The following is a 23,771-nucleotide window of genomic DNA, read 5'->3' as shown; positions in this document are numbered from 1 at the left end:
GCCGCAAGGGGTGGGAAGCGTCACAGGACGGCAACAGTCGACGCATCCCCGCAGCCCAGCCGGTCACGCCCGGCGTGTTGAGAGTCGTCAGCGCTCGGCGACCTTGGTGACCGCTGTGGCGACATGACAAGCTAACGGCGGAATACTCATCAATTGCCCGATTTGACCGGTGCGGCTGCGGGCCGCCCTCACCACCGGCGTCGGCACCCAGGGGAGACCATGACCAGCATCTCGCGCAGGACGGTGCTCAGTGCGACCGCGGCGACCGCAGCCCTCGGCGCGGTCACAGCCTGTTCCAGCGGCGGAGCCGGTTCGGGCGGAAAGGGCTCCCCCTCCGTCTCCCAGGATTCCGGCAGCGCGAGCGCGCCCCAGGGCGGCACCTCCGACCCGACCCGGACGGTGGTGCCCAAGGGCACCCCGATCGGCGACGGCTCCAACGCGGACACCGGCCCGCAGCCGAACCAGCCCAAGCCCGAGAAGCTCAAGCCGGGCGAGCGGCCGCCGCAGTTCGTGGTCTTCTCCTGGGACGGCGCGGGCGGCACCGAGGACGGCCAGTTCCCCCGCTTCCTGAAGCTGGCGGAGCAGTACAAGGCCACGATGACCTTCTTCCTCTCGGGCATCTACGCCCTGCCCAAGGGCAAGGCCGACCTGTACCACCCGCCGAAGCACTCGGTCGGCGCCTCCGACATCCCGTACCTGTCGGACGGCGCGGTGAAGAGCACGCTCAAGCTCATCAGCCAGGCCTGGCTGGCCGGGCACGAGATCGGCACCCACTTCAACGGGCACTTCTGCTCCAGCCGTCCGGACAAGAACGGGGTCAACGTGTGGACCCCCGAGGACTGGCAGAGCGAGATCGACCAGGCGATCGGCTTCGTCACCCAGTGGCGGACCAACACCGGCTTCACCGACGTCGACCCGCTCCCCTTCGACTACAAGAAGGAGCTCATCGGCGGCCGCACCCCGTGCCTGGAGGGCCAGAAGGCGCTACTGCCGACCATCGCCAACCTGGGCTGGAAGTACGACGCCAGTTCCTCGGGCGGCCTCCAGATATGGCCGCAGAAGGTGCAGGACGGCAAGATCTGGGACTTCCCGCTGCAGTCCATCCCGTTCCCCGGGCACACCTTCCAGGTCCTGTCGATGGACTACAACATCCTGGCCAACCAGTCCAAGGGCAGCACCAAGGGCGACCCGGCCATGTACGGCGAGTGGCGCACCCAGGCCGCCAACTCCTACCTGGCGGGCTTCGAGCGGGCGTACAACAGCAACCGCGCGCCGTTCTTCGTCGGCAACCACTTCGAGCAGTGGAACGGCGGCATCTACATGGACGCCGTCGAGGAGGCCCTCAAGGCCATCGCGGGCAAGCCCGACGTCCGGCTGGTCTCCTTCAAGCAGCTGGTCGAGTGGCTGGAGGTGCAGGACCAGTCCACCCTGCGCAAGCTGCGCTCGCTCAACGTCGGCCAGGCGCCGGCCGGCGGCTGGGAGAGCTTCCTCGGCACGGCGGGCTGACGCACCGCGCCGAGGGGCGGACGCCCTTGGCGCCGCCGACCGGGACGACAACGGCCGGCGGGGGTTCGACCCCCGCCGGCCGTTGTCGTCCCGGTCGGTTCCCGGGGCCGGACGGCTACCCGGCGGCGGGCGGCTGGCCCGCGGCGGGGACGTCCGCGAGCAGCATGCGGACGATGCTGTCCGCCCCGGCCTCACCCCAGAGGATCGAGTAGTGGTTGGTGCCCGGCACCGGCACGACGGACACCCGCTCCTGGTCCAGCCGGGCCAGCCCGATCCGCTCGTGGTCGTAGAGGCCCTGCGGCTCGTCGAGCAGGCCGCGCTCGGCCCAGAGCAGGTCGGCCGGGCAGGGCAGCCGGTGCACGGCGGTTGCCGCGTCCTCGTCCAGCAGGACCTGGGCGCCGTCGGTCTGCACCGCCTCCAGCACGCAGGAGGAGCGCAGTTCGGGCTCCGTGCCGACGAGGTCGCGCTGGGTGTAGGCGTCTATCCCCTCGGTCCACTCGCCGGCGAAGGCGGGGTGGCCGCGCCAGAACTCCCGGTAGGCGTCCCGGTCCGGGAAGGTCGTGGACAGCCGGGCCAGCGCGGGGCCGAGCACGGCGGCCAGGGCATCCTCCTCACGGACGCCCTGCGGCAGCGGGAAGGTGACCGCTCCGTCGACCAGCAGGACGCGACGGACCAGCTCGGGGTGCCGGACGGCGGCCAGCGCGGTGACCCAGGCCCCCATCGAGTGGCCGACCACCGTGACGGGCCCCGAGCCCAGGGCGCCGATCAGCGCGGCCACGTCGTCGGCGTGCCGGGCCAGCCCGTACGGTCCGGCGACCGAACGGCTCGCGCCGCGGCCCCGCAGGTCGGGCGCGAGCAGGGTGACCCGACCGGCGAGCCGGCGGGCGACCTCGTACCAGGCGAGGCCGTTGGCGGTGATGCCGTGCACCGCCACGATCGTCGGGGCCTGCGGGTCGTCGGCGGGCCAGCGCAGGACGGCGAGGTCCCCGCCGGGCACGGGAACGGTCAACTCCTCGGGCTTCAGCGGCGACTGGCTCACGCGGGGGTACCTCCGGTGGGATGGGCGGTTCCGAGGCCGGTCGGCGCCGGGGCTGAGCGCGCGGCCCGGGCGGACCGGATGCGGGCAGGCAGTCTAGCCAGGCCGCCGGGCAGCAGGTAGACCACGGCGACGAACAGGGCGCCCAGCAGGAACAGGGGTTGGGAGAGCGGCACCTTCAGCACCGCCGGCAGGTCGGCCACGGTCGACGAGTTGGCGAGGTCGCCGAGCCGGTGGCTCGCCCAGGTGTACAGCACACCACCGAGCAGTGGCCCCCAGCGGGTGCCGGAGCCGCCGAGGACGACCATGACCAGGAGCGCGAGCGTGGCGTCCGAGGTGGCGGCCTGCGGGGTGGCACCACCGGTCAGCAGCAGGTAGACCACCCCGCCCAGGCCGGCGAGCCCGCCGGACAGCACGAAGGCGACCAACTTGTAGCCGTAGGGCCGCAGTCCGAGCACCTCGACCCGGCGCTCGTTCTCCTTGATGCCCTCCCAGACCCGGCCCATGGGCGACTTGACGGCCCAGTGGACCGCGGCGACCGTCAGCACCAGGTAACCGACGGCGATCCAGTAGAGGTTGGCGGTGTTCTCGATCCCGAGCAGACCGGAGGGCAGCAGCTCGGCGGGGGCGGAGCGGCCCTCCTCGCCCCCGGTGGCACCACCGGGGTTGCGCTGGACGAGGATCGAGCCGGCCTGGGCGAAGGCGAGGGTGACCATGGAGAAGCCGATGCCGGTGACGCGCAGGCTGACCGAGCCGAGCAGCAGGGCCAGCAGCACGGAGCAGGCGACGCCGAACACCGCGGCGGCGGCGAAGGGCAGTTGCAGCTCCAGCATGCCGAGGTCGGTGGCGTAGAGGCCGGTCGCGAAGTAGAGCGCGTGGCCGAAGGAGAGCAGTCCGGTCCGACCGAGCAGGAGGTCGTAACCGGTGGCGAGGCCCCCGTAGAGCAGGCACAGGGCCATCAACTGGAGGCTTCCGGGGCTGCCGAGCGGGCCGTCGAGCAGTCCCGGGACGGGAAGCGCACTATATGGGGCGACAAGGAGCGTGATCAGCAGAGCGATCGGCCACCAGCGTAGCGCTCTGTGCGCTCCTGTCCAACGAATAGTGACCGAATCACCTGTTCGAGGGATGGCGCCGGACTCGGCCTTGTGTTCACAATGGGTCTCGGCAAGGCCGGTGTCAGTCCCCCTTGCCACAGTGGCGGTGTCGGCGGAGCTGGTGTCAGTCCCCTCTGCCGGCATGGTGGTCACGGCAGGGCTGGTGTCAGTCCCCCCTGTCGGACGGGTGGCGCTGCGGCCGGCCGCAGGACCACCGGTGCTCGTGATCGGTGTTTCGGCGCTCACGCGAGCCTCCCGGTGAGTCCACGGGGTCGGACGAGAAGCAGCACGGCGAGCAGGACGACGACCGAGAGGTCGCCGAGCCCGGCGCCGGTGTAGTAGTTGGCGAACTGCTGGACGAGGCCGACGCCCACCGAGGCGACGGCGGCTCCGGTCACGGAGCCCATGCCGCCCATGACCACGACGACGAAGGCAAAGATGAGCAGGCCGGTCCCCTGGCCGGGGTTGACCGAACCGAAGTAGAGGCCCCCGAGGGCGCCACCGAGGGCGGCGGCCGCCCCGCCGAGGGCGAAGACGAGGGTGAACGCCTTCCGGACGTCGATGCCGAGCGCGGTGACCATCGCCCGGTCCTCGACGCCGGCCCGGACGATCAGCCCGTAGCGGGTGCGGGCGAGGAACAACCGAAGAGCGAGCAGCAACAGGGCGGCGGCGGCCACCAGCACGAAGCGGTTGACCGGGACGGTCGCACCGAGCACGTGCCAGGTGCCGGAAAGCAGCTCCGGCTGGGGGAAGGGGCGGGAGTCCGCCCCCCAGATCCCCATCAGCAGGGCGGGCACAGCGAGCCCGACCCCGACGGTGGCGAGGATCTGGTCGCGTGGGCGGCTGTAGAGGGGCCGGATCAGGAAGAGCTCCAGCAGGACGGCGGCGGCCGTTCCGACCAGGGTGCCGAACGGCACCGCGAGCCAGAAGGAGAAGCCGGCCTCGGTGCCGGCCCACCAGGTGGCATAGGCGCCGATGGAGAGCAGGGCGCCGTGCGCGAAGTTGAGCACGTCCATCAGACCGAAGATCAGCGACAGACCGGAGGCGACCAGGAAGTACAGCGCACCGAGACCGAGTCCGGTACAGAAAAGGAGGACGACGGTGTCCATCAGGGCTTCACCTCGGCGGTGACGACAGGGGCGGCCGGAGAGGAGGCGGGCCGGGGCCCGCCGGCGAGCGGGTGGCGGGAGCCGACGCCGAGCAGGCGGCGGGCGGCTTCCTCGTCGGCCAACAGCTCGGCGGTGTCACCGCGGTGGGCGGTGCGGCCGTCGGCCAGGACGGCGCAGGTACCGGCCAGCCGGCGGACGAGGGCGAGGTTCTGCTCGACCAGCAGGACGGGCACGGCCTCGGCCGCACGCGCCAGCACCTCGGCCACCTCGGAGACGATCTTCGGGGCCAGGCCCTTGGTGGGCTCGTCGGCGATGATCAACCGGTTGCGGTTGAGCAGCGTCCGACCGATCGCCACCATCTGCTGCTGGCCACCGGAGAGCGTCCCGGCCAACTGGCCGGCCCGCTGCTTGAGTTCGGGGAAGAGCTCGTGGACGAGCGGGTAGTTCGGCTCACCGGCCTCGCCCCCGCTCCCGGCGGCGCGCTCGGCGAGGCGGAGGTTCTCGGCGACCGTCAGGCCGGCGAAGATCCCCCGGTCCTCGGGTGCGTACCCGATGCCATGGCGAACGACCAGATGCGTGGGAAGGGAGGAGAGTTCGGCACCGGCGAGCCGGATGCTTCCGGTGCGCGGCACCAGGCCCATGACGGCCTTGACGGTGGTGGTCTTGCCGGCGCCGTTGCGGCCCAGGAGCGCGGTCACCCCGGCGGGGGCCACGTCGAAGTCGACGCCGTGCAGGATGTGCAGCCCGTCGATGCCCACCCGCAGATCGCGAACGGAGAGGAGGGGATCGGCAGCGGACGACGGTGAGGAGGCGGAGCGCGCCGAAGGAGAGGTGCGCTGAGCGGAGAACGGAGAGGAGGTCACAACGCCTCACCCAGGTAGGCCTGTTGCACGGTCGGGTCGGCCATCACGGCCTCGGGGGTGTCCAGGGCAAGCAGGGTGCCGTGGTGCATCACCGCGAGCCGGTCGGCCAGGCCGAGCAGGACGTCCATGTGGTGCTCGACCATCAGGACGGTCCGGCCCAGGTCGCGGTGCACGGAGCGGATCAGCTCGGTGAGAGCGGGCACCTCCTCCGCGCTGACACCGGCCATCGGCTCGTCCAGCAGGATCAGCCGGGGCTCGGAGACCAGCAGAACGGCCAGCTCCAGCTTGCGCTTCTCCCCGTGCGAGAGCGCACTGGCCAGGGTGTCCGCACGGTGGGTGAGATCGGTGCGTTCCAAGGTGTCGGCCAACTGCTGCTCGTAGCGGTCGGCGCGGCGCCAGAGCCGGTACGAGGCACGCGGCCCGGCCGCTGCCTGGGCGGCCAGGCGGACATGGTCGGCGACGGTCATCCCCGGCCAGAGGGAGGAGGTCTGGAAGGTGCGGCCGAGCCCGCGGCGGGCCCGGGCGTGCACCGCCTCGGCGGTGATGTCCGCACCGTCGAGGTGGAGGCTGCCATGGGTCGCCGGGTAGATGCCCGAGATCAGGTTGAACAGGGAGGTCTTGCCGGCGCCGTTGGGCCCGATGAAGGCGATGAACTCGCCTTCGCCGACCGAGAAGGAGACGTCCTCGACAATCGGCACGCCGCGGACGGCCCAGCCGAGCCCGTCCAGTCGCAGCACCGGAGAGGAGGACGCGGAGGAACGCACGGCCGACGTGGACGCGACGGACGCGCCGGAGGAGCCGGAAGAAGTGGAGGTGGTACGGGCGGACATCGGGATCAGCCCGCCATCGGGGTGACCGGAGGTGCCGCCTCGTCCGCGGTCAGGGTCTTCTCCACCGAGGGCTTGGCGGCGGCGCCATTGCCGGTCAGCCGCACCTGGAACATCGGCTGAAGCAGGGCGTGGTCCTCGGCGCGGACCGTGGTCTTCCCCTTCACCCCGTCGAAGCTCCAGCCCTCGAGGGCCTTGACCAGGGCCGAAGTGTCGTCGGCGGAGCCGTGGTTGGACTCGACGGCGTGCACGATCATCTGGGCGGCGGTGAAGCCGTCCGGGGTGAAGATGTCCGTCTTCCCCCCGGCGGCGGTGACGGCGTCGGTCATGGCCTTCTCCACCGGGGTGCCGGCGGCGCCGTCGAAGTAGTGGTTCAGGAAGGAGATCTTCTCGGCCGCCGGGCCGAACAGCGGGTAGGAGGCGGCCAGGTCGAGGCCGGTGACGACCTTGGTGTCGGCGAACACGTCCTGCTGGTTGAGCGCCGTCCACAGGGCCGAGGCGGTGTCGCCGGCCCAGGCGACGAACAGCAGGTCGGGCTTGGCGGTCTTGGCCTGGGTGGCGAAGGGGGTGAGGTCGGTGGCGCTCGGCGGGGCGAGCACCTGGTCGACCGTCGCGCCCTCGGCGCCGAGCACCGCCTTCACCGCGGCCACGTTGGCCTGGCCGAAGGCGTTGTCCTGAGCGAGCACGGTGACCTTCTTGCCCTTGGCGTCACCGACGAACGAGGCCGCGGTCTTGATGTCCTGGTAGGACTGGCGGCCGGAACGGAAGGTGTACTTGTTGAGCCCGGTGGCCTTGTCGGCCGCGGCGGGGCCGCTGATGAAGAGCACCTTGTTCTGGGCGGCGATCGGGCCGACCTGGAGGGCCACGCCGGAGGCGGTGGAGCCGGCCAGCACCTTGTAGCCCTTGCCGATCAGGTCCTTGGCGGCGGACACCGCCTTGGCCGGGTCGCCGGCGTCGTCCTGCTCCTCGAACTCGATCTTGTGTCCGTCGACCGCGCCGGTGCCCTTGGTCGCATAGCTCAGGCCGGCCTTGAAGCCCTCCAGGTACTGCTTGCCGTAGGCGGCCAGCGGTCCGGTCTTGGAGTACACCAGGCCGACCTTGATCGGGCCCTTCGATCCACCGTCCGCCGCGCTCGTCCCAGCTGTGCCGGCCTTGGCGCAGCCCGAGGCGAGCAGGACGCAGGCCGCGAGGGCAGCGAGCTTCCGGGTCGGGCCGCCGGTCAGGGAGTCGGCCAGGCGGGCGCCGGAGGCGGTCCTGGAGGGGGCTGTCGAGCTGCGCATGGTGACCGACTCCTGAGGTGCGGCGGGGTGGATGCGGGAACCGTAGGTGTGCGGTGAGAGCAGCGACATGTGCCTGGTCGACGCATCAGCCCATCAGGATGTGGTGGCAACCGACATACCGTCGGCCGGTCGCCGTCCCTGGGCTCGTAGATGTGGCTCACCGACACGGATCAGCTCTCACCCATGGGGGTGGCCGCCATGGCTGCGATGGCCCCCGCCCGGTGACGGTGGAGGGGCGCGGAGCCCGTCCGGCGGCAGCCACCCCAGCGGCGCGTCCGCCCCGGTCAGGCCCAGGCAGGACCCCAGCCCGGTCTGGCACGGCCGTGGGCTCCGCGCGGTTCCCGAGCCCGCCGGCCACCCTCCCCGTCTACCCCTCCGTCTCCGCCGCCTGCCCGTCCCCGCCGCCTCCCCGCCGCCTCCGCCCTCCGCCCTCCGTTCCTCCCCTCCTCCCACTCCCTCACGAGGTGACCCCTTGGACAAGGTCCTGGACTCCCCCGCCGACGCGGTCGGGGACATCCCCGACGGCGCGGTCCTGGCCGTCGGTGGCTTCGGCCTCTGCGGCATCCCGAGCACGCTGATCGGCGCCCTGGTGAACTCCGGCACCACCGGACTTCGGGTGGTCTCGAACAACTGCGGGGTGGACGACTGGGGGCTGGGCCTGCTGCTGCGGGCGGGCCGGATCGCCCGGATGACCTCCTCGTACGTCGGGGAGAACAAGGAGTTCGCCCGGCAGTACCTCTCCGGCGAGCTGGAGGTGGAGCTGACCCCGCAGGGCACGCTGGCCGAGCGGCTGCGGGCGGGCGGATCCGGCATCCCGGCGTTCTTCACCCCGGCCGGGGTCGGCACCCAGATCGAGGAGGGCGGGCTGCCCTGGCGCTACGCGGCCGACGGCTCGGTGGCCCTGGCCTCCCCGCCGAAGGAGGTCCGGGAGTTCGGCGGCCGCCGGTACCTGATGGAGGAGGCGATCACGGCGGACTTCGCGCTGGTCCGGGCCGAGGTGGCGGACCGGCACGGCAACTGCGTCTTCCACGCCGCCGCCCGGAACTTCAACCCGCTCTGCGCGATGGCGGGCCGGATCACCCTGGTCGAGGCGGACCGGATCGTCGAACCGGGCGAGCTCCCGCCGGACGCGGTGCACCTGCCCGGGGTGTACGTCGACCGGGTGGTGGCCGCCGACCCCGAGGACCGCCGCATCGAGCGCCGCACCGTCCGCCCCGCACTCCAGGAGGCCTGACCCGATGCCCATCGAGACTGCCGACCCCGCCCCCGTCACGGGCACCCCGGCCGCCCCCGCCCCCGCCCTCGCCCTCGACCCGCGCAACGCCCTGGCCGCCCGCGCCGCCCGCGAGTTGCGCGACGGTCAGTACGTGAACCTGGGCATCGGCCTGCCGACGCTGATCCCCAACCACCTCCCGCCGGGCGTCGAGGTGGTGCTGCACTCGGAGAACGGCATCCTCGGCGTCGGCCCGTTCCCGGAGGAAGGCACCGAGCACGCCGACCTGATCAACGCCGGCAAGGAGACGGTGACGGTCGCCCCCGGCGCCTCGTACTTCGACTCCGCATTCTCCTTCGGCATGATCCGGGCCGGGCGGATCGACGTCTCGGTGCTCGGCGCGATGCAGGTGTCGGCCGCCGGGGACCTCGCCAACTGGATGATCCCCGGCAAGATGGTCAAGGGCATGGGCGGCGCGATGGACCTGGTACACGGGGCCCGTCGGCTGATCGTGGTGATGGAGCACACCGCCCGGGACGGCTCGCCGAAGATCGTCGAGGATCTGTCACTTCCGGCCACCGGCCGTGGAGTTGTCGACCGGATCGTCACCGACCTCGCCGTGATCGACGTGACCCCGGAGGGTCTGCGGTTGGTGGAGACGGCTCCGGGCGCGGACTTCGCGGAGGTCCGGTCGGCGACCGGCGCCACCCTGCTGCCCCCGCTCTGAGCAGTCCGATCCCGTCCGTCCGGCCGGGTCGCCTCTGAGGGGCGGTCCGGCCGTTCCGCTACCCCGCGAACCACCCCCAGACCACCCCCAGACCACCCCCAGACCACCCCCAGACCACCCGCGAACCACCCGCGAACCATCCGCAGGCCACTCGCGGAGCACCCACAAACCACCCCGGAACCCAATTCCCCCGCAATAGCATCAACCCCCGCCATTGCGGCCGGGAACCCTGGCATCTTCATGCCTCGGCGGCGGCGATCTCCCGGACTGGTTGCGATCACCGTTGCGCTCAGGGAGAGTTGAGGAGACCAAGGGTCCCGACGTGCCCGGAGGGGAAACGGGAAAGTGCATCGGGATCCCGAATTCGAAGCCGCCGCACCGCCCGCACCGACGCACCACGGAACCGATCGCACACGCCGAATGCGCTGGACGGCCCAGCCGATTCGAGCCGACGCCGACCGGTTCCGCCCCGTTCCGCCCCGTTCCACTTCCACCCGGACGGCTCCGAGTCGAGGCAAGCCCACGCAGAAGCCGAGCGAGCCCAGCGAGGCGCGAACTCCGGGGGGAGCAGCTATGACCACGCCGCCGTTCTCACGACGAAAGGGCGTCGGAACGGCCCACGGGCGAGGTCCCGGGCAGCTGGACGAGGCCGCCCTGAGCACCGTTCCCGTTCCAGAAGCCCCTTACGACTACGGCCACTTCAGTCGCCTGGCCGGCCCGGCGTACGACCCGGACGAGGACGACGACCTCGGCGGCGGCGTCTACTGGCCCGAACCGGCCGCCCGCTACGACCCCGCCCCGACGGGCGCCGCCCCACACGACTACGCTCCACACGACTACGCCCCACACGACTACGCCTCGTACGACTACGCCCCGCCCCCCACACCCCCCTACCGCGTCCGGTACCGCAGTCTGCTGCGCCGCGAGCCGCACCGGATCCGCGCCGCCCTGCTGATGATGGCGGCCCCCGTGGTGGAGGCGGTGCTGCTGGTCTGGTTGCTGCTGCCGGAGCACTGGCCCGAGCGGCTGGACGAGACGAACGTCCTGGTGCTCCTCGGCGACAAGGTGATGATCGGCATCATCGCCGTGGTCGAGGTGTTCCGGCTGGTCAACGTCGTCTCCAACACCCACGCCACGCTGGTCGCCCGCGACCCGGTCCCGGTGACACCGGAGGCCGGGACCCGGGTCGCCTTCCTCACCACCTGCGTACCGGGCAAGGAACCGCCCGAGATGGTCCGGGCCACGCTGACCGCGGCCCGGGCCGTGCGACACAACGGACCGTACGACGTCTGGTTGTTGGACGAGGGAAACGATCCTGCAATGCAGGCGCTCTGCACCGAGCTGGGCGTGCGCCACTTCAGCCGTGCCGGCCGGCCGCACTGGAACCGGCCGAAGGGTCGGTTCCGCGCCGGGACCAAGCACGGCAACTACAACGCCTGGCTCCAGGCCCACGGCGACGACTACGAGTTCTGGGTGTCCGTGGACACCGACCACGTCCCGCTGCCGGACTTCTGCGAGCGGATGCTCGGCTACTTCCGCGACCCTGACGTGGCATTCGTGGTCGGCCCCCAGGTGTACGGGAACTACCGCACCTCGGGCTCGGCCGTCACCAGGTTCTCCGAGAGTCAGCAGTACCTCTTCCACGCCCTCATCCAGCGCGCCGGAAACCGTTACGGCGCGCCGATGTTCGTGGGCACCAACAACGCCGTCAGAATCCGGGCGCTCCAGTCGATCGGCGGGTTGTACGACTCCATCACCGAGGACATGGCGACCGGCCTGGAGTTCCACCGCAGCCGGAACCCGGAGACCGGGGAGCGCTGGAAGTCCGTGTACACCCCGGACGTGCTGGCGGTCGGCGAAGGGCCGTCCTCCTGGACCGACTTCTTCTCCCAGCAACTGCGCTGGAGCCGGGGCACCTACGAGACCCTGCTCACCCAGTACTGGCGGGTGCTGTGGAAGCTGTCGCCCGGCCGGCTGCTCAACTACTCGCTGATGGTGGGCTTCTACCCGATGGCGGCGCTCACCTGGCTGCTCGGCGGCCTGTCCAGCGTGCTCTACCTGGGCTTCGGCGCCTCCGGTGTGCACGTCTCCTCGGAGATCTGGATGATGCTCTACAGCGACGCCGCCGCGCTCCAACTCCTGCTCTACACCTGGAACCGCAAGCACAACGTGAGCCCGCACGAGCCGGCCGGCTCCTCCGGGGTCGCCGGCATGGTGATGTCGGCGCTCTGCGGCCCGGTCTACGCGGCCTCGCTGCTCCAGGCACTCGTCCGCCGCCGCAGCCGCTTCGTGGTGACGCCCAAGGGCCGCTCGGCCAGTACCGACCGGCTCGGCGCCTTCCGCTTCCACCTGTTCTGGACGCTGGTGTTCGGCGGCGCGATCACCGCCTCCTACTTCACCGGCTACGACCACGCCGCGATGCGCACCTGGGCCTGGATCGCCCTCCTGCTCACCCTCCTGCCGGTCCTGATCACGGTCGGCGACGCCGTCCGTCGCCGCCGGACCCGCCCCACCGCCACCCTCACGGTCACCGGCGGCCCGGCCTCGACCCCGGGCGTCCTCCTGGAGAAGCGCCGCCCGCGCCACGCCCGCGACCCCCGAACTCCCCGAGCCTCCGTACCGCCCCGAGCCTGCGCAGCCTCTGTACCGCCCGCAGCCTCCGTACCCGCCGGAGCTCCCGTTCCGCCCGGAACCCCCGAACCCCCCGGAACTCCCGAACCCCCCGGAACCCCTGTACCGCCCGGACACCCCCTGACACCCACCCACTGACGACCTCCCGAGGGGAGCACCCACGTGAAGATCCACAAGGCCGGCCGCACCAAGCGCCTCGCCCTCGGCAGCACCGTCGCACTGACCGTGGCCGGGATGAACGCGCCGGCCGTCCTCGGCTTCGCCTCCGAGCAGTACCACCACTACGTGATCAACCGCCCCGAGTACAAGGCGCAGTACGGCCACTGGCAGACCCTGTCGCTGCCCGCCGAGTTCCGGGTCAACGCCGTGCACGCCACCCTGCTGCGCACCGGCAAGGTCCTGATCGTGGCCGGCTCCGGCAACGACGAGAAGCAGTTCAACGCGGGCACCTTCAAGAGCCTGCTCTGGGACCCGGCCGAGAACACCTACAAGCTGGTCCCGACGCCGGCCGACATGTTCTGCGGCGGCCACACCTCTCTGCCGGACGGCCGCGTCCTGGTGGCCGGCGGCACCCAGCGCTACGAGAAGCTGGCCGGCGCCGTGAAGAAGGCGGCGGGCGTCATGCGGGTGCGCAACGAGAGCCCGGAGCACGACCGGACCTTCCCCAAGGGCACCGTCTTCGTCTCGCCGGACGGCCACGAGTACGCCAGCACCGCCGCGGTGACCGTCCCGGCCGCGACCAAGACCGGCTCCGGCAAGCAGACCGTGGTGACCGCCGGCGAGCAGCACGTGTACGTGGAGGCGGTCGGCCCGGGCCCGGACTACGCCTCCGACTCTCCCGCCCAGTACCGGATCAGGGGCCTGAGCGGCGCGGACGCCCACAACCTGTACGGGCAGAACGAGAAGCTGACCCTGGACAAGCAGGAGTACCAGGGCATCCGCTCCGCCTTCGAGTTCAACCCGGACACCGAGCTGTACGAGCCGGTCACCGACATGGCCCACGCCCGCTGGTACCCGACGCTGACCGGGCTGGGCGACGGCCGGGTGGTCACCGTCTCCGGGCTGGACGACACCGGGGAGATCCTCAACGGCAACGACAACGAGATCTACGACCCGAAGACCAAGTCCTGGTCCAAGGGGCCCGACCACTACTTCCCGACCTACCCGGCGATCTTCCTCACCGCCTCCGGCCGGCTCTTCTACTCCGGTTCCAACGGCGGCTACGGCCCCGGCGACAAGGGCCGCGAGCCCGGCCTGTGGGACCTCTCGAACGGGGCCTTCCAGCCCGTCCCCGGTCTGCGCGACCCCGGCCTGACCGAGACCTCCTCCTCGGTGCTGCTGCCGCCCGCGCAGGCGCAGCGGGTGATGGTGCTCGGCGGCGGTGGCGTCGGCGAGTCCCCGCTGTCCACGGCCCGCACCGACATCGCGGACCTCTCCTCCGCCAAGCCGGTCTTCACCCCGGGACCGGACCTGCCGGCCGGCGGCACCCGCTACCTCAACAGCGTGATCCTCCCGGACGACACCGTCTTCACCACCGGCGGCTCCAGCGGCTACCGCGGCCGCGGTGACAGCGACCTGCTCAAGGCGCAGGTGTACCACCCGGATTCGAACAGCTTCAGCACCGCCGCCGAGCCGACCGTCGGCCGCAACTACCACTCCGAGGCGCTGCTGCTGCCGGACGGCCGGGTCGCCGTGCTCGGCTCCAACCCGCTCTTCGCCGACAAGGCCGAGACGCAGCCGGGCGGCTTCGAGCAGCGCATCGAGATCTACACCCCGCCGTACCTGTACCACGGTGACCGCCCGCAGGTCGGTGCCGTTCCGCGGACGGCCAGGCTCGGCGGGTCCGTCACGGTCGGCACCGCCCGGCCGGAGGCGGTCGCCACCGCCAAGCTGATCCGGCCGAGTTCGGTGACCCACGTGACGGACGTCGAGCAGCGCTCGGTGGCCCTGGACGTCACCGGGCGGACGGCGGACGGCGTCTCGCTCGCCCTGCCCGGCAACGCCGACCTGCTGCCGCCGGGCTGGTACATGCTGTTCCTGACGGACTCCGCCGGCACCCCGTCGGTCGCCCGCTGGATCCAGGTCACCGGCTGACACCCGAGACTGGCGCGGGCAGCACGGGCAGAGCGGGCGGCACGAGCACCCTCAGCGCGCCGCCCGCGCCAGCCCGAGCGCGTACGGCAGCCAGAACTCGCCCGCCCGGGGCTCGCCCCGGCCGCAGTCGCCGTCCGACTCCCCCGGGTTCTTGATCCACAGGTAGGCGTCCACCCCGGGCCGGCCGGTCTCGGTGGTCGGCCGCTCGCCGAGCGCGCGCCCGGGCGGGTTGCACCAGGAGGCACCGCCCAGCGCCCCGTTGCCGCTGCGGCTGGTGTCGATGACGAAGTTCTTCCCGCCGAGGGCCGCGGAGAGCCTGGCGCCGTACGCCGCGTTCCGGTCGGTGTCGTAGAAGTTGGCGACGTTCACGGCGAAGCCGTCCGCCGCCGCGATGCCCGACTTGCGCAGGGCGGTGGCCAGTTCCGCCGGGTCCTGCGCCCAGCCCGGGTTGCCGGCGTCCAGGTAGACCCGCGCGTTCGGGTTCTTCTTCAACTCCTGGACGGCGAAGGCCAGCAGGCCGTACCGCTCGGCGGCGAGGTCGCCCTTGATCCCGCAGTCGTCCAGGGTGTGCGCGACGGCGTCCGGCTCCAGCACCACCCAGGCCCTGCGGTCCCCGAGGGCCTGCGCGACGCCGGTGATCCAGGCCCGGTAGGCGGCCGCGTCGGGGGCGCCGCCGGCCGAGTACTGGCCGCAGTCGCGGTGCGGGATGTCGTACGCGACGAAGACCGCCGTCCGGCCCGCCTCGGTGGCCTGCCGGCTCACCTGCTCGGCGATCTCCCGGGCGCCCTGCTCGCCGAGCCACTGGGAGGACGGCTGGGCGGCGATCCGCTGCAGCTCGTCGGCCTCCGCCGTCCGGCCCTGGCCGCGCAGCGCGGTCACCTGGTGGGCGGCGTTGGTCCGGTCGGAGACGTAGAAGGCCTGTCCGGGGAGCTGGGCGAGCCCCCCGCCCGGACTCGCGACGGCGCCCGGCTTGCCGCCGTCCGACCCGCTACAGCCGGAAACGACGGCCATCACCCCGGCCAGCAGCGCGCCCACGGCCCACCGCAACGTCCCCGTCCGCCCCAGCCCGTGCACGTGACGCCCCTCCCCGAACCGGTCCGGCGACCGGTCGGCACCAGCTAAGCACACCCGGTACCGGCTGACGTCCACCGCCGCTGAACGCCAAGTGGCCGTGGACGAACGGGACATCGAACCCGTCCGATCCACGGCCACCTGCACTCGAACCGAGGCGCTCACACCGAGGTGCTCACGCCTCCTTCAGGTTCGGCACCTGCCAGTCGATCGCCTCGGCGCCGAAGGAGTCCAGCGCGGTGTTGATCTGGGAGAACGGGCGGCTGCCGAAGAACAGCTTGGCGGACAGCGGCGACGGGTGCGCCCCCTGCACCACCACGTGCTTGGCGGTGTCGATCAGCGGCAGCTTCTTCTTCGCGTAGTTGCCCCACAGCACGAAGACGACCGGCTCCTCGCGGTCACTCACCGCCTTGATCACCGCGTCGGTGAACTTCTCCCAGCCCTTCGCCTTGTGCGAGTTGGCCTCGTGCGCGCGGACCGTGAGCACCGCGTTGAGCAGCAGCACGCCCTGCTCGGCCCAGTGCATCAGGTAGCCGTTGTCCGGGGCGGGGATGCCCAGGTCGGCGTCCAGCTCCTTGAAGATGTTGCGCAGCGACGGCGGTGTCTTGGTGCCCGGCAGCACCGAGAAGCTCATGCCGTGGGCCTGGCCGTTGTCGTGGTACGGGTCCTGGCCGAGCACCAGCACCCGGACCTTGTCGTACGGGGTGGCCTCCAGCGCGGCGAACTCCTGGCCGCTCGGCGGGAACACCTCGTGCTCCGCGCGCTGGGCCGCCACGAAGGCCGCCAGCTCGGCGAAGTACGGCTTCTCCGTCTCGGCGCCCAGCACCTCGCGCCAGGACTCGGGCAGCTCCAGCCCGCCGCCCGCGCCGGCCTCGACCACGCCCGCCTCGACCGTGTCCGTCACGACATCTACCTCCCACACCGCGGCTGCTGCGCCGCACGCCCTCTTTCACCCCGAACGCTACACAGCCCCACCGACAACTCACGTTCCCGGAGCCGGTTGCGGGCCCGGAGGGACGACCGTCACCCGCCCCTACCCGCGGGTACGAAGCGGCCCCGCCCCGGCGACCGGCCGGAACGGGGCCCACGACAGAACGGCAGCGGCCGAGCCGGGCCACGCCCGGACGGGCACGGCCGGAGAGCGACCGGAGCGAGGACGCCCCTAGATCAGCTCGATCAGGTCGGCGATCGACTGGACCACGCGGCCCGGCCGGTACGGGAAGCGCTCCACGTCGGCGGCGGAGGTCAGCCCGGTGAGCACCAGGATGGTCTCCATACCGGCCTCCATGCCCGCGACGATGTCGGTGTCCATCCGGTCGCCGATCATCACCGCCGTCTCGGAGTGGGCCCCGGCGGTGTTCAGCGCCTCGCGCATCATCAGCGGGTTGGGCTTGCCGACGAAGTACGGCTCGACCCCGGTCGCCTTGGTGATCAGGGCCGCGACCGAGCCGGTGGCCGGCAGCACGCCCTCGGTGGAGGGGCCGGTCTCGTCCGGGTTGGTGCAGATGAACCGGGCGCCCTGGTTGATCAGGCGGATCGCCTTGGTGAGCGCCTCGAAGGAGTAGGTGCGGGTCTCGCCGAGCACCACGTAGTCGGGGTTGTTGTCGGTCAGCACGTAACCGGCCTGGTACAGCGCGGTGGTCAGCCCCGCCTCGCCGATCACGTACGCGGTCCCGTTCGGCCGCTGGCTCTTGAGGAACTTGGCGGTGGCCAGGGCGGAGGTCCAGATGCACTCCTCGGGCACCTCCAGTCCCATCCCGGCGAGCCGGGCGCTGAGGTCGCGCGGGGTGTAGATGGAGTTGTTGGTGAGGACCAGGAAGGGCTTGCCGGACTCCCGCAGCTTGCGCAGGAACTCCTCCGCCCCGGGGATCGGAGTGCCCTCGTGGATGAGGACCCCGTCCATGTCGGTCAGCCAGGACTCGATGGGCTTGCGCTCTGCCACGTGCGTGTCTCCCGAAGTGTTGCAACGTCATGCGTAGTACGAGGGCCCTGACGCGGCACAGCCTAATCCGCCCGGGTGTCCGGGGACAGAACGTCCCGCCCACCGGAACGTCCCCGGCGCTGCCCGGCCGCGCTGCCCGGCGCCCGTGCACCAAACCGGGAGCAAGCGGGCGCCTCGTGATTGAGTAGGCGCATGAACCCGAAGACGAGCTCCGGTCCGTTCCGCGTCGGCCTGATCGGCTACGGCCTGGCCGGCTCCGCGTTCCACGCGCCGCTGATCGCCACCACGCCGGGCCTGCGGCTGGACGCCGTGGTGACCGCCAACCCCGAGCGGCGGGCCCAGCTGGTGCGTGAGCACCCGGGCGCCCGTGCCGTGGACACGCCCGAGCAGCTGCTCGCCGACCCGGACGCACTCGACCTGGTCGTCATCGCCTCGCCCAACCGCACCCACGCGCCGCTCGCCCGCGCCGCCCTGCGGGCCGGCCTGGCCACCGTGGTGGACAAGCCGCTGGCGGGCACCGCCGCCGAGGCGCTGGAGCTGTGCCGGCTCGCCGAGGAGCGGGGCGTCCTGCTCTCCGTCTTCCACAACCGGCGCTGGGACGGCGACTTCCTCACCGCGAGCCGCCTGGTGCGCGGCGGCGCGCTCGGCCGGGTGCACCGCTTCGAGTCCCGGTTCGAGCGTTTCCGCCCCAAGCCCAAGCCGGGCTGGCGGGAGCTGGCCGACCCGGCCGAGGTCGGCGGCACCCTGTACGACCTGGGCAGCCACCTGGTCGACCAGGCGCTCACCCTGTTCGGGCCGGTCGAGACGGTGTACGCGGAGATCGACGTGCGGCGCGACGGCGCGGTGGTGGACGACGACGCTTTCCTCGCCCTCACCCACGCCTCCGGCACCCGCTCCCACCTGTGGACCAGCGCCATCACCCCGCTGATCGGCCCGCGGCTGCGGGTGCTCGGCGACACCGCCGGCTACGTCAAGCCCGGCATGGACCCGCAGGAGGCCGACCTGCGGGCGGGGCTGCGCCCGGACGGCACCCGCCCCTGGGGCGCCGACCAGCCCTCGCACTACGGCACGCTCGGCACGGACGAGTCCGCGATCTCGCTGCCGACCGACCCGGGCGACTACCCCGCCTTCTACCGGGGCGTCGCCGCCACCCTGGCGACCCCGGGCACCCCGCCCCCGGTCGACCCCCGCGACGCGGTGGCCGCCCTGGCCGTCCTGGAGGCCGCCCGTGCCTCCGCCGCGACCGGGACGGCGGTCCGCCTGGGCTGACGGACGGCCTCTCCTCCGGCCCGTTTCCCCCTCCCTTGAACCGAACTCCTACGATGATCACCATGAGCACCCGGGGGGAGGGGCGGGCCGCGATCAAGGCCGCGACGACCGTGGCGGACGAGGTGGAGCGCAGCGGGACGGCCTCCCTCACACCCCGATGACCTCCACCGCCGAGCCCAGCCCCCGGAAATCCGCCACGTTGCGGGTGTACAGCGGCAGCCCGTGGGCCGAGGCCACCGCGGCGATCATCAGGTCTATCCGGCGCGGGCGCGGCTGCCGGCCCGCGGCGATGGTGAGGGTGACCAGCGTCCCGTAGCGGGCGGCGGCGGCCGCGTCGAAGGGCAGCGGGTCGAAGTCCGCCATCGCCGCGCCCAGCACCTCCAGCCGGGCCGCCCGGCTGGCCGGGTCCCTGGCCATCGACACGCCCTGCTGCAACTCGGCGAAGGTGATCGCGGTCAGCTCCGGCACGGCCGGCAGGTCGGCGGGGTTGAGCAGTGCCAGGTCGATGTACACGCAGGTGTCCAGCACCCCGGCCGGCCGTCGCCGGGGCGCCCTGCGGCGCTCAGCCACGCCGCCGCTCGAACGGGTCGTCGCCCTCGTCCCCCACCAGTTCCTCGGGCCCGAAGTACTCCTCGGCCTCCTTGCGCATCTGCTGGTAGTCCACCCGCGGCAACTTCACGTGCCGCGCCACCAGCTCCTCCGCCGTGAGCCGTCGCCGCCCGGACACCGGCCGCAGCTCGGCGACCTCGACCCCGTTCCTGGTGATGTGGAAGGTCTCCCCCGCCTCCACCGCGTCCATCACCGCGGCGGAGTTGTTCCGGAACTCCCGCTGGGTAATCGTCTTCACCCCTCCACGGTAGCCCCGTGTAGCCCCGCCGGCTACACCCCATGCACGCTCCTTGCACGTCCCCTGCACGTCCCGACCCCTGACCGGGAAAGGCACCTTCGATCACGAACGGAAACGGGGCGGCGACGGACGCGGGCGCGGGTGGGAAAGCGCCGCCGGGGAAATCCCCGACGGGCGGGAACCCCGGGGCTCGTAGGATCGTCGTGCTGGTACGTCAGGGAGCCGAGGGACACCGGGAGGGGGAGGGCGCCGTGGCCGTTGTCGCGATGCTGCTGGGCCTGCTCCGGGTGTTGACCGGGGAGTTGGTGGCCGACAGCGGGACGCTGGCGTCGGTTGCCGCCGTGGCGGCCGTGGTGCTGGTGGCCGGGGCGGTCACCGGGGCGCTGGCCGGGGCGCGGCTCCTGGGGGCGCGGGCGCCGGCGGCGGTGCGCAGCGGGGTGCTGCGGCGTCGGGCATTCGGTACGGCGTTCCTTCCACAGCGCGATCCGGACGCCCGGGGCAGGCGACGCCCCAGGGCGCCGGGAGCGGCCCCGGCGGCCGCGTAAACCCTCTTCCACCGGTCTTCCGCACGTCTTCCGCAAGACCGTGAGACCGCAAGACGTTCTTCGTGGCCGTCCTCCGCCGATCGCTCATGTCCCGAGACCCCGGAGGGCTCGCTTCACCATGTCCGTACTCGCCGTTCTCGACCCGGCCGTCGCCGTGGCGCACGCCGTCGTCGCCGCCGTCGCCCACCTGGTGCCGACCGCGTCGGCCATCGTCCTGTTCACCGTCGCCGTCCGGCTGGCGCTGCATCCGCTGGCGCGGGCGGCGGCGCGCGGGGAAAAGGCCAGGGCGCGGCTGGCGCCGAAGGTCGCCGCGCTGCAGCACAAGCACCGGGACCGGCCGGAGAAGCTGCGGGAGGCACTGGCCGAGATGTACCGCAAGGAGCAGGTGTCGCCGTTCGCGGGGTGCCTGCCGCTGCTGGTGCAGATCCCGTTCTTCTCGGTGATGTACCGCCTGTTCACCACCCCGAACGACCTGCTGGACCGCACCCTGTTCGGCGTGCCGCTGGGCCTGCACGTCACGGGTGCGCACGGCGCCGGGCAGTGGGTGGTGTTCGGGGTGCTGTTCGCCGGGCTGGCGGCGGTCGGGGTCGTCAACTTCCGCCGGGCCCGGCGCGCGGCCGCGACGGCGGCGGCGGCAACGGCGGCGACGGCGGCGACGGCGACGGCGACGGCGACGGCGACGGCGAAGACCCCGGCGGCGAAGGCTCCGGTGCCGCCGGGGGCGGGGCTGCTGCCGTACCTTTCGTTCGGGTCGGTGCTGTTCGCGGCGCTGGTGCCGGTGGCCGCCGTGCTCTACCTGTTGACCACCGGCGTCTGGTCGGCCGCCGAGCGGGCGTGGCTGTACCGGGACGGGACGCCCGTCCCGGCAGCCGCGATGATGAGCTGACGTTCCGTCAGAAGTGGCGCAGCAGCTCGGGGAAGGTCCCGAGCTGCAGCGTCGCCTCGTCGGGGCCGAGTTCCGTGTGCTCCAGCACCCAGGTGTGCTCGTGCGGAATGAAGACGGTGCGCAGGCCGGCCCGGCGGGCGGGGGCGATGTCGGACTTGGGCGAGTTGCCGATCATCCAGGTCCGGCCCGGATCGAGGCCGAGGTCCACGGTGAGCTCCCGGTAGGTGTCGACCGACTTCTCGGCGACGATGTGGATGCCCCAGAAGTGGTGGTCGATGGTGGACTCGGTCACCTTGCGCCGCTGTTCGTCCTGGTCGCCCTTGGTGAGCAGGAGCAGGTGGTGGCGGTCGGCGAGGGCGGCCAGGGTGTCGGCGACGCCGGGGATCAGTTCGACGTCGCGACTGGTCAGCGGGGTGAGCAGGTCGTCGATGCGGGCCTGCTCGTCGGCCGTGGGGGTACGGCTGTTGAGCTGCTGCAGGCAGTCGGCGAGGCTCTGCCGGAAGACGGTGGCGCCGTAGCCGAGGGTGGCGGAGTTCGCGGCCTCGATCTCGTTCAGCAGGGCCCTGGTGCGCACATGCTCGGCCGGGGCGGCGACCCAGTCCAGGAAGCCGTCGATGACCCGCTCGAAGAGGACGTTGTTCTCCCAGAGGGTGTCGTCGGCGTCGAAGATCAGGGTCTGGTCGGTGTGCATCCGGTGGTCTCCAGGGGACGTCGGTCGGGCGGCAGCAAGGATCGTTCGGGCGGCGGGGGCCGGCCGGTGGTGGGGGCCGGCCGGCGGCGGGAGTCGGTCAGGCGGGCGGCAGCAGGCGGGCGGCGCGGTCGAGGGTCTCACGGAGGTTCTCCTCGGTGGTCCGCCGCCCGGCCTCCTCGACGGTGAGCCACTCCAGCGGGGACGCCGGGTTCTCCGGCCGGGCCGACTCCGGGGTGCCGGTGGCCAGCAGGAAGCGCAGGTCGGCGTGGTGATGCGCGGGTTCGGCGGGCGAGGCGGGGACGGGCACCACGGCGAGATGGACGAGGGCCGGGCCGGGCCAGGGGGTGAGGTCGGTCAGACCGGTCTCCTCCAGGCCCTCGCGCAGGGCGATGTCCAGCGGCCGGGTCTCCCCCGGGTCACCGTGGCCGCCGACGTGCAGCCAGGCCTGCTGGCGGACGTGCCAGCGCAGCAGGACGCGGCGGGTGGGCGGGTGGACGATCAGTGCGGAGGCGGTGAAGTGGAGCGGGAAGGTACCCCTGTTCCAGGCGTCGGCGACGTCGAGGAGCCGGCGGACCCGCTCGTGGTCGGCGGTCTCCACCGGCCCGTGCGGGCGGTGGTCCGCCAGCAGTCGGGCCAGGTCGGGGCTCTGGGACGGGCCGCCCGTGGTCACCATGGATCTGCGCTCCTCGTTCTGCTCCGGGACCGCGCGGACCGCGTCGACCGGCCTGCGGGCATGCGGGCATGCTGCGGTGTGCGGGCGCGGGCATGCGGGCGCGGGCGGTCGGGAGCGAGCGGTCGGTCCCGGGGCTTCGGGTTCCGGCGAACCCGCGCAGCCTAGCCCGGCCCGCCCGGGCGGCCCACCGGTTTTCACCGCCGTACAGACCGCCGTACACACCGCTGTTCAGGCCGCTGTTCAGGCCGCTGTTCAGGCCGCCGCCCGGACCGCCCCGCGCCCCCTCCGGCAGCCGTCCGCGACAGACGTTCCACCGGCGGACACCTCCCGTACCACCACCGGCGCCCCACCCGGTCGGGGCGTTCCCCCGGAGGCCGTAGCCTGTGGTGATCGTTTCAGGACAGGTGGAGGGAAGTCGTCATGGTGGCTGCTCCGGCGCTCGCCGAGCTGCGCGAGGTGTGCCAGCCGCAGGCCAAGCTTCAGAGCCGCAACGGCGAGCACTGGGCGGGCCGGATGTACATGCGGGCGATCTCGTTGCGGACGACCCGGCAGCTGGTGCGCACCTCGGTGTCGCCGAACACCCTCACCTGGGTGATGGTGGTGTGCGGGGTCGGCGGCGGCGCGGCCCTGCTGATCCCGGGCCTGACCGGTGCGGTGCTGGCCGCCGTGCTGTTCCAGCTGTTCCTGCTGTTCGACTGCGTGGACGGCGAAGTGGCGCGTTGGAAGCGCCAGTTCAGCATGGCCGGGGTGTACGTGGACCGGCTCGGCGCCTACCTGGCGGACGCCGCGCTGATGATCGGCGCGGGCGTACGGGCGGCGCGCGGCGGCTCTGAGCTGTGGGTGTCGGCGGGGCTGGCGGCCGCGCTGGGCGTGGTGCTGCTCAAGGCCTCGACCGACCTGGTGGACGTGGCCCGGGCCCGCAGCGGGCAGCTCCCGGCGACCGAGGAGTCGACGCAGCCGCGTTCCCAGGGCATCGCGACGGCCCGCAGGCTCGCCTCGGTGTTCAAGATCCACCGGGTGACGAACGGCATCGAGGCCTCGCTGGTGCTGCTGGCGGCGGCCGTGGTGGACGCGGGGCTCGGCAACCTGGACGCAACGCGGTGGACGCTCGCGGGCATCACGGTGATCACCTGGGGCATGGTGGTCGCGCACCTGGCGTCGATCCTGTCCTCCTCGCGACTGCGCTGAGCGCGCGGGCAGGCGGGCCGGCAGGCAGGCAGGCGGACGGACGGACGGACGGACCGCCGGAATCGGCAACGCGCCCTGCACGGGAAGTCGACTCTGCCGACTTCCCGTGCAGGGCGCGCCACGTCGCCGGGAGGCTCAGCGGCCGGAGCGGCTCGCCGCCCCGGCGGCGGGCCCGGCGGAGGACGCGGCGGAGGACGCGGCGGAGGAGGCAGCCGAGCCGGCCCGGCCGGTGGCGGTGGTGGCGGTACGGACGGAACGCTTCAAGGCCATGTGCATGAC

General features: G+C 72.5%; 23 protein-coding genes. 9 read left to right on the top strand and 14 right to left on the bottom strand.

Annotation, left to right across the window (positions count from 1 at the left end):
• The first annotated feature begins 219 nt into the window (after positions 1 to 219).
• Positions 220 to 1,506 (top strand): hypothetical protein, encoded by a 1,287-nt coding sequence (locus tag ACIQ87_RS17970; RefSeq protein WP_402407301.1) that lies wholly within the window; start codon positions 220 to 222, stop codon positions 1,504 to 1,506.
• Between the two features lie 115 nt (positions 1,507 to 1,621).
• Here ACIQ87_RS17970 and ACIQ87_RS17965 read toward each other — a convergent pair whose 3' ends face one another.
• From ACIQ87_RS17965 to ACIQ87_RS17940, 6 genes are all read right to left on the bottom strand, one after another.
• Positions 1,622 to 2,545, bottom strand: a complete 924-nt coding sequence (locus ACIQ87_RS17965; RefSeq protein ID WP_402407298.1) for an alpha/beta fold hydrolase — start codon at positions 2,543 to 2,545, stop codon at positions 1,622 to 1,624.
• The gene (locus ACIQ87_RS17960; protein WP_402407360.1) at positions 2,542 to 3,642 is read right to left on the bottom strand and encodes a branched-chain amino acid ABC transporter permease; all 1,101 of its coding nucleotides are present in this window, start codon (positions 3,640 to 3,642) and stop codon (positions 2,542 to 2,544) included. Before ACIQ87_RS17960 ends, ACIQ87_RS17965 begins: the two co-directional genes overlap by 4 nt.
• Before the next feature lie 236 nt (positions 3,643 to 3,878).
• On the bottom strand, positions 3,879 to 4,745 hold the full coding sequence (locus ACIQ87_RS17955) for a branched-chain amino acid ABC transporter permease (RefSeq protein ID WP_402407295.1): 867 nt from the start codon (positions 4,743 to 4,745) through the stop codon (positions 3,879 to 3,881).
• Positions 4,745 to 5,503, bottom strand: coding sequence for an ABC transporter ATP-binding protein (locus ACIQ87_RS17950; RefSeq protein ID WP_402407293.1), 759 nt, complete (start codon positions 5,501 to 5,503; stop codon positions 4,745 to 4,747). Before ACIQ87_RS17950 ends, ACIQ87_RS17955 begins: the two co-directional genes overlap by 1 nt.
• 101 nt (positions 5,504 to 5,604) lie before the next feature.
• A complete protein-coding gene (locus ACIQ87_RS17945; protein ID WP_402407290.1) occupies positions 5,605 to 6,438 on the bottom strand; it encodes an ABC transporter ATP-binding protein in 834 nt (277 codons plus the stop codon).
• A gap of 5 nt (positions 6,439 to 6,443) precedes the next feature.
• Entirely contained in the window at positions 6,444 to 7,715 is a 1,272-nt protein-coding gene (locus ACIQ87_RS17940) for a substrate-binding domain-containing protein (RefSeq protein WP_402407287.1), read from the bottom strand.
• 472 nt (positions 7,716 to 8,187) lie between these two features.
• On the opposite strand from ACIQ87_RS17940, the gene ACIQ87_RS17935 reads away from it, so the two are divergent.
• The 4 genes from ACIQ87_RS17935 (at position 8,188) to ACIQ87_RS17920 (ending at position 14,380) form a co-directional block, all read left to right on the top strand.
• Entirely contained in the window at positions 8,188 to 8,949 is a 762-nt protein-coding gene (locus ACIQ87_RS17935) for a CoA transferase subunit A (protein ID WP_402407284.1), read from the top strand.
• Between the two features lie 4 nt (positions 8,950 to 8,953).
• Positions 8,954 to 9,655, top strand: coding sequence for a 3-oxoacid CoA-transferase subunit B (locus ACIQ87_RS17930; RefSeq protein WP_402407281.1), 702 nt, complete (start codon positions 8,954 to 8,956; stop codon positions 9,653 to 9,655).
• A gap of 573 nt (positions 9,656 to 10,228) precedes the next feature.
• Entirely contained in the window at positions 10,229 to 12,424 is a 2,196-nt protein-coding gene (locus ACIQ87_RS17925; RefSeq protein WP_402407278.1) for a glycosyltransferase family 2 protein, read from the top strand.
• A 24-nt stretch (positions 12,425 to 12,448) separates the two neighbouring features.
• Positions 12,449 to 14,380, top strand: coding sequence for a galactose oxidase-like domain-containing protein (locus ACIQ87_RS17920; RefSeq protein WP_402407275.1), 1,932 nt, complete (start codon positions 12,449 to 12,451; stop codon positions 14,378 to 14,380).
• Positions 14,381 to 14,431: 51 nt separating this feature from the next.
• On the opposite strand, the gene ACIQ87_RS17915 is transcribed toward ACIQ87_RS17920, so the two are convergent.
• The 3 genes from ACIQ87_RS17915 to ACIQ87_RS17905 all read right to left on the bottom strand — a co-directional run bounded on the left by ACIQ87_RS17915 (position 14,432) and on the right by ACIQ87_RS17905 (position 17,393).
• Positions 14,432 to 15,427 (bottom strand): glycoside hydrolase family 6 protein, encoded by a 996-nt coding sequence (locus tag ACIQ87_RS17915; protein WP_402407273.1) that lies wholly within the window; start codon positions 15,425 to 15,427, stop codon positions 14,432 to 14,434.
• 199 nt (positions 15,428 to 15,626) lie between these two features.
• Positions 15,627 to 16,355: a uracil-DNA glycosylase gene (locus ACIQ87_RS17910; protein ID WP_402407271.1), complete on the bottom strand. Its 729-nt coding sequence runs from the start codon at positions 16,353 to 16,355 to the stop codon at positions 15,627 to 15,629.
• A gap of 258 nt (positions 16,356 to 16,613) precedes the next feature.
• The gene (locus tag ACIQ87_RS17905; RefSeq protein ID WP_402407268.1) at positions 16,614 to 17,393 is read right to left on the bottom strand and encodes an HAD-IIA family hydrolase; all 780 of its coding nucleotides are present in this window, start codon (positions 17,391 to 17,393) and stop codon (positions 16,614 to 16,616) included.
• Positions 17,394 to 17,585: 192 nt separating this feature from the next.
• Here ACIQ87_RS17905 and ACIQ87_RS17900 point away from each other — a divergent pair, with 192 nt between their 5' ends.
• Positions 17,586 to 18,662 carry a Gfo/Idh/MocA family oxidoreductase gene (locus ACIQ87_RS17900; protein ID WP_402407265.1) on the top strand — a complete coding sequence of 359 codons (1,077 nt, stop codon included), beginning with the start codon at positions 17,586 to 17,588 and terminating at the stop codon, positions 18,660 to 18,662.
• 147 nt (positions 18,663 to 18,809) lie between these two features.
• Here the strand turns inward: ACIQ87_RS17900 and ACIQ87_RS17895 are convergent, their stop codons facing one another.
• Entirely contained in the window at positions 18,810 to 19,232 is a 423-nt protein-coding gene (locus tag ACIQ87_RS17895; RefSeq protein WP_355265894.1) for a type II toxin-antitoxin system VapC family toxin, read from the bottom strand.
• Positions 19,225 to 19,509, bottom strand: coding sequence for a type II toxin-antitoxin system Phd/YefM family antitoxin (locus ACIQ87_RS17890; protein ID WP_063349249.1), 285 nt, complete (start codon positions 19,507 to 19,509; stop codon positions 19,225 to 19,227). Before ACIQ87_RS17890 ends, ACIQ87_RS17895 begins: the two co-directional genes overlap by 8 nt.
• Before the next feature lie 251 nt (positions 19,510 to 19,760).
• Here ACIQ87_RS17890 and ACIQ87_RS17885 point away from each other — a divergent pair, with 251 nt between their 5' ends.
• Positions 19,761 to 20,054 carry a DUF6412 domain-containing protein gene (locus ACIQ87_RS17885; protein WP_402407262.1) on the top strand — a complete coding sequence of 98 codons (294 nt, stop codon included), beginning with the start codon at positions 19,761 to 19,763 and terminating at the stop codon, positions 20,052 to 20,054.
• A gap of 118 nt (positions 20,055 to 20,172) precedes the next feature.
• Entirely contained in the window at positions 20,173 to 20,940 is a 768-nt protein-coding gene (locus tag ACIQ87_RS17880; RefSeq protein ID WP_402407259.1) for a YidC/Oxa1 family membrane protein insertase, read from the top strand.
• A 7-nt stretch (positions 20,941 to 20,947) separates the two neighbouring features.
• On the opposite strand, the gene ACIQ87_RS17875 is transcribed toward ACIQ87_RS17880, so the two are convergent.
• The gene (locus tag ACIQ87_RS17875) at positions 20,948 to 21,631 is read right to left on the bottom strand and encodes an HAD family hydrolase (protein WP_402407258.1); all 684 of its coding nucleotides are present in this window, start codon (positions 21,629 to 21,631) and stop codon (positions 20,948 to 20,950) included.
• A 97-nt stretch (positions 21,632 to 21,728) separates the two neighbouring features.
• Positions 21,729 to 22,304 carry an NUDIX hydrolase gene (locus tag ACIQ87_RS17870; protein WP_402407256.1) on the bottom strand — a complete coding sequence of 192 codons (576 nt, stop codon included), beginning with the start codon at positions 22,302 to 22,304 and terminating at the stop codon, positions 21,729 to 21,731.
• 420 nt (positions 22,305 to 22,724) lie between these two features.
• On the opposite strand from ACIQ87_RS17870, the gene ACIQ87_RS17865 reads away from it, so the two are divergent.
• Positions 22,725 to 23,492, top strand: coding sequence for a CDP-alcohol phosphatidyltransferase family protein (locus ACIQ87_RS17865; RefSeq protein WP_402407254.1), 768 nt, complete (start codon positions 22,725 to 22,727; stop codon positions 23,490 to 23,492).
• 135 nt (positions 23,493 to 23,627) lie between these two features.
• Here ACIQ87_RS17865 and ACIQ87_RS17860 read toward each other — a convergent pair whose 3' ends face one another.
• Positions 23,628 to 23,768: a hypothetical protein gene (locus ACIQ87_RS17860; protein WP_402407251.1), complete on the bottom strand. Its 141-nt coding sequence runs from the start codon at positions 23,766 to 23,768 to the stop codon at positions 23,628 to 23,630.
• Positions 23,769 to 23,771 lie beyond the last annotated feature (3 nt).

Origin of the sequence: Kitasatospora sp. NPDC096204 (assembly GCF_044763205.1) — a bacterium.
Lineage (GTDB): Bacteria > Actinomycetota > Actinomycetes > Streptomycetales > Streptomycetaceae > Kitasatospora.
Note: the sequence above shows the minus strand (reverse complement) of the source record. Positions and strands in the feature narration are given on the sequence as shown.

Excerpts from the sequence above, each read along its gene's own strand:
- ACIQ87_RS17870 (WP_402407256.1), bottom strand. The coding sequence starts at position 22,304 with ATGGTGACCACGGGCGGCCCGTCCCAGAGCCCCGACCTGGCCCGACTG.
- ACIQ87_RS17880 (WP_402407259.1), top strand. The coding sequence starts at position 20,173 with ATGTCCGTACTCGCCGTTCTCGACCCGGCCGTCGCCGTGGCGCACGCC.
- ACIQ87_RS17900 (WP_402407265.1), top strand. The coding sequence starts at position 17,586 with ATGAACCCGAAGACGAGCTCCGGTCCGTTCCGCGTCGGCCTGATCGGC.
- ACIQ87_RS17940 (WP_402407287.1), bottom strand. The coding sequence starts at position 7,715 with ATGCGCAGCTCGACAGCCCCCTCCAGGACCGCCTCCGGCGCCCGCCTG.
- ACIQ87_RS17865 (WP_402407254.1), top strand. The coding sequence starts at position 22,725 with ATGGTGGCTGCTCCGGCGCTCGCCGAGCTGCGCGAGGTGTGCCAGCCG.
- ACIQ87_RS17945 (WP_402407290.1), bottom strand. The coding sequence starts at position 6,438 with ATGTCCGCCCGTACCACCTCCACTTCTTCCGGCTCCTCCGGCGCGTCC.
- ACIQ87_RS17955 (WP_402407295.1), bottom strand. The coding sequence starts at position 4,745 with ATGGACACCGTCGTCCTCCTTTTCTGTACCGGACTCGGTCTCGGTGCG.
- ACIQ87_RS17970 (WP_402407301.1), top strand. The coding sequence starts at position 220 with ATGACCAGCATCTCGCGCAGGACGGTGCTCAGTGCGACCGCGGCGACC.
- ACIQ87_RS17875 (WP_402407258.1), bottom strand. The coding sequence starts at position 21,631 with ATGCACACCGACCAGACCCTGATCTTCGACGCCGACGACACCCTCTGG.
- ACIQ87_RS17860 (WP_402407251.1), bottom strand. The coding sequence starts at position 23,768 with ATGCACATGGCCTTGAAGCGTTCCGTCCGTACCGCCACCACCGCCACC.
- ACIQ87_RS17930 (WP_402407281.1), top strand. The coding sequence starts at position 8,954 with ATGCCCATCGAGACTGCCGACCCCGCCCCCGTCACGGGCACCCCGGCC.
- ACIQ87_RS17925 (WP_402407278.1), top strand. The coding sequence starts at position 10,229 with ATGACCACGCCGCCGTTCTCACGACGAAAGGGCGTCGGAACGGCCCAC.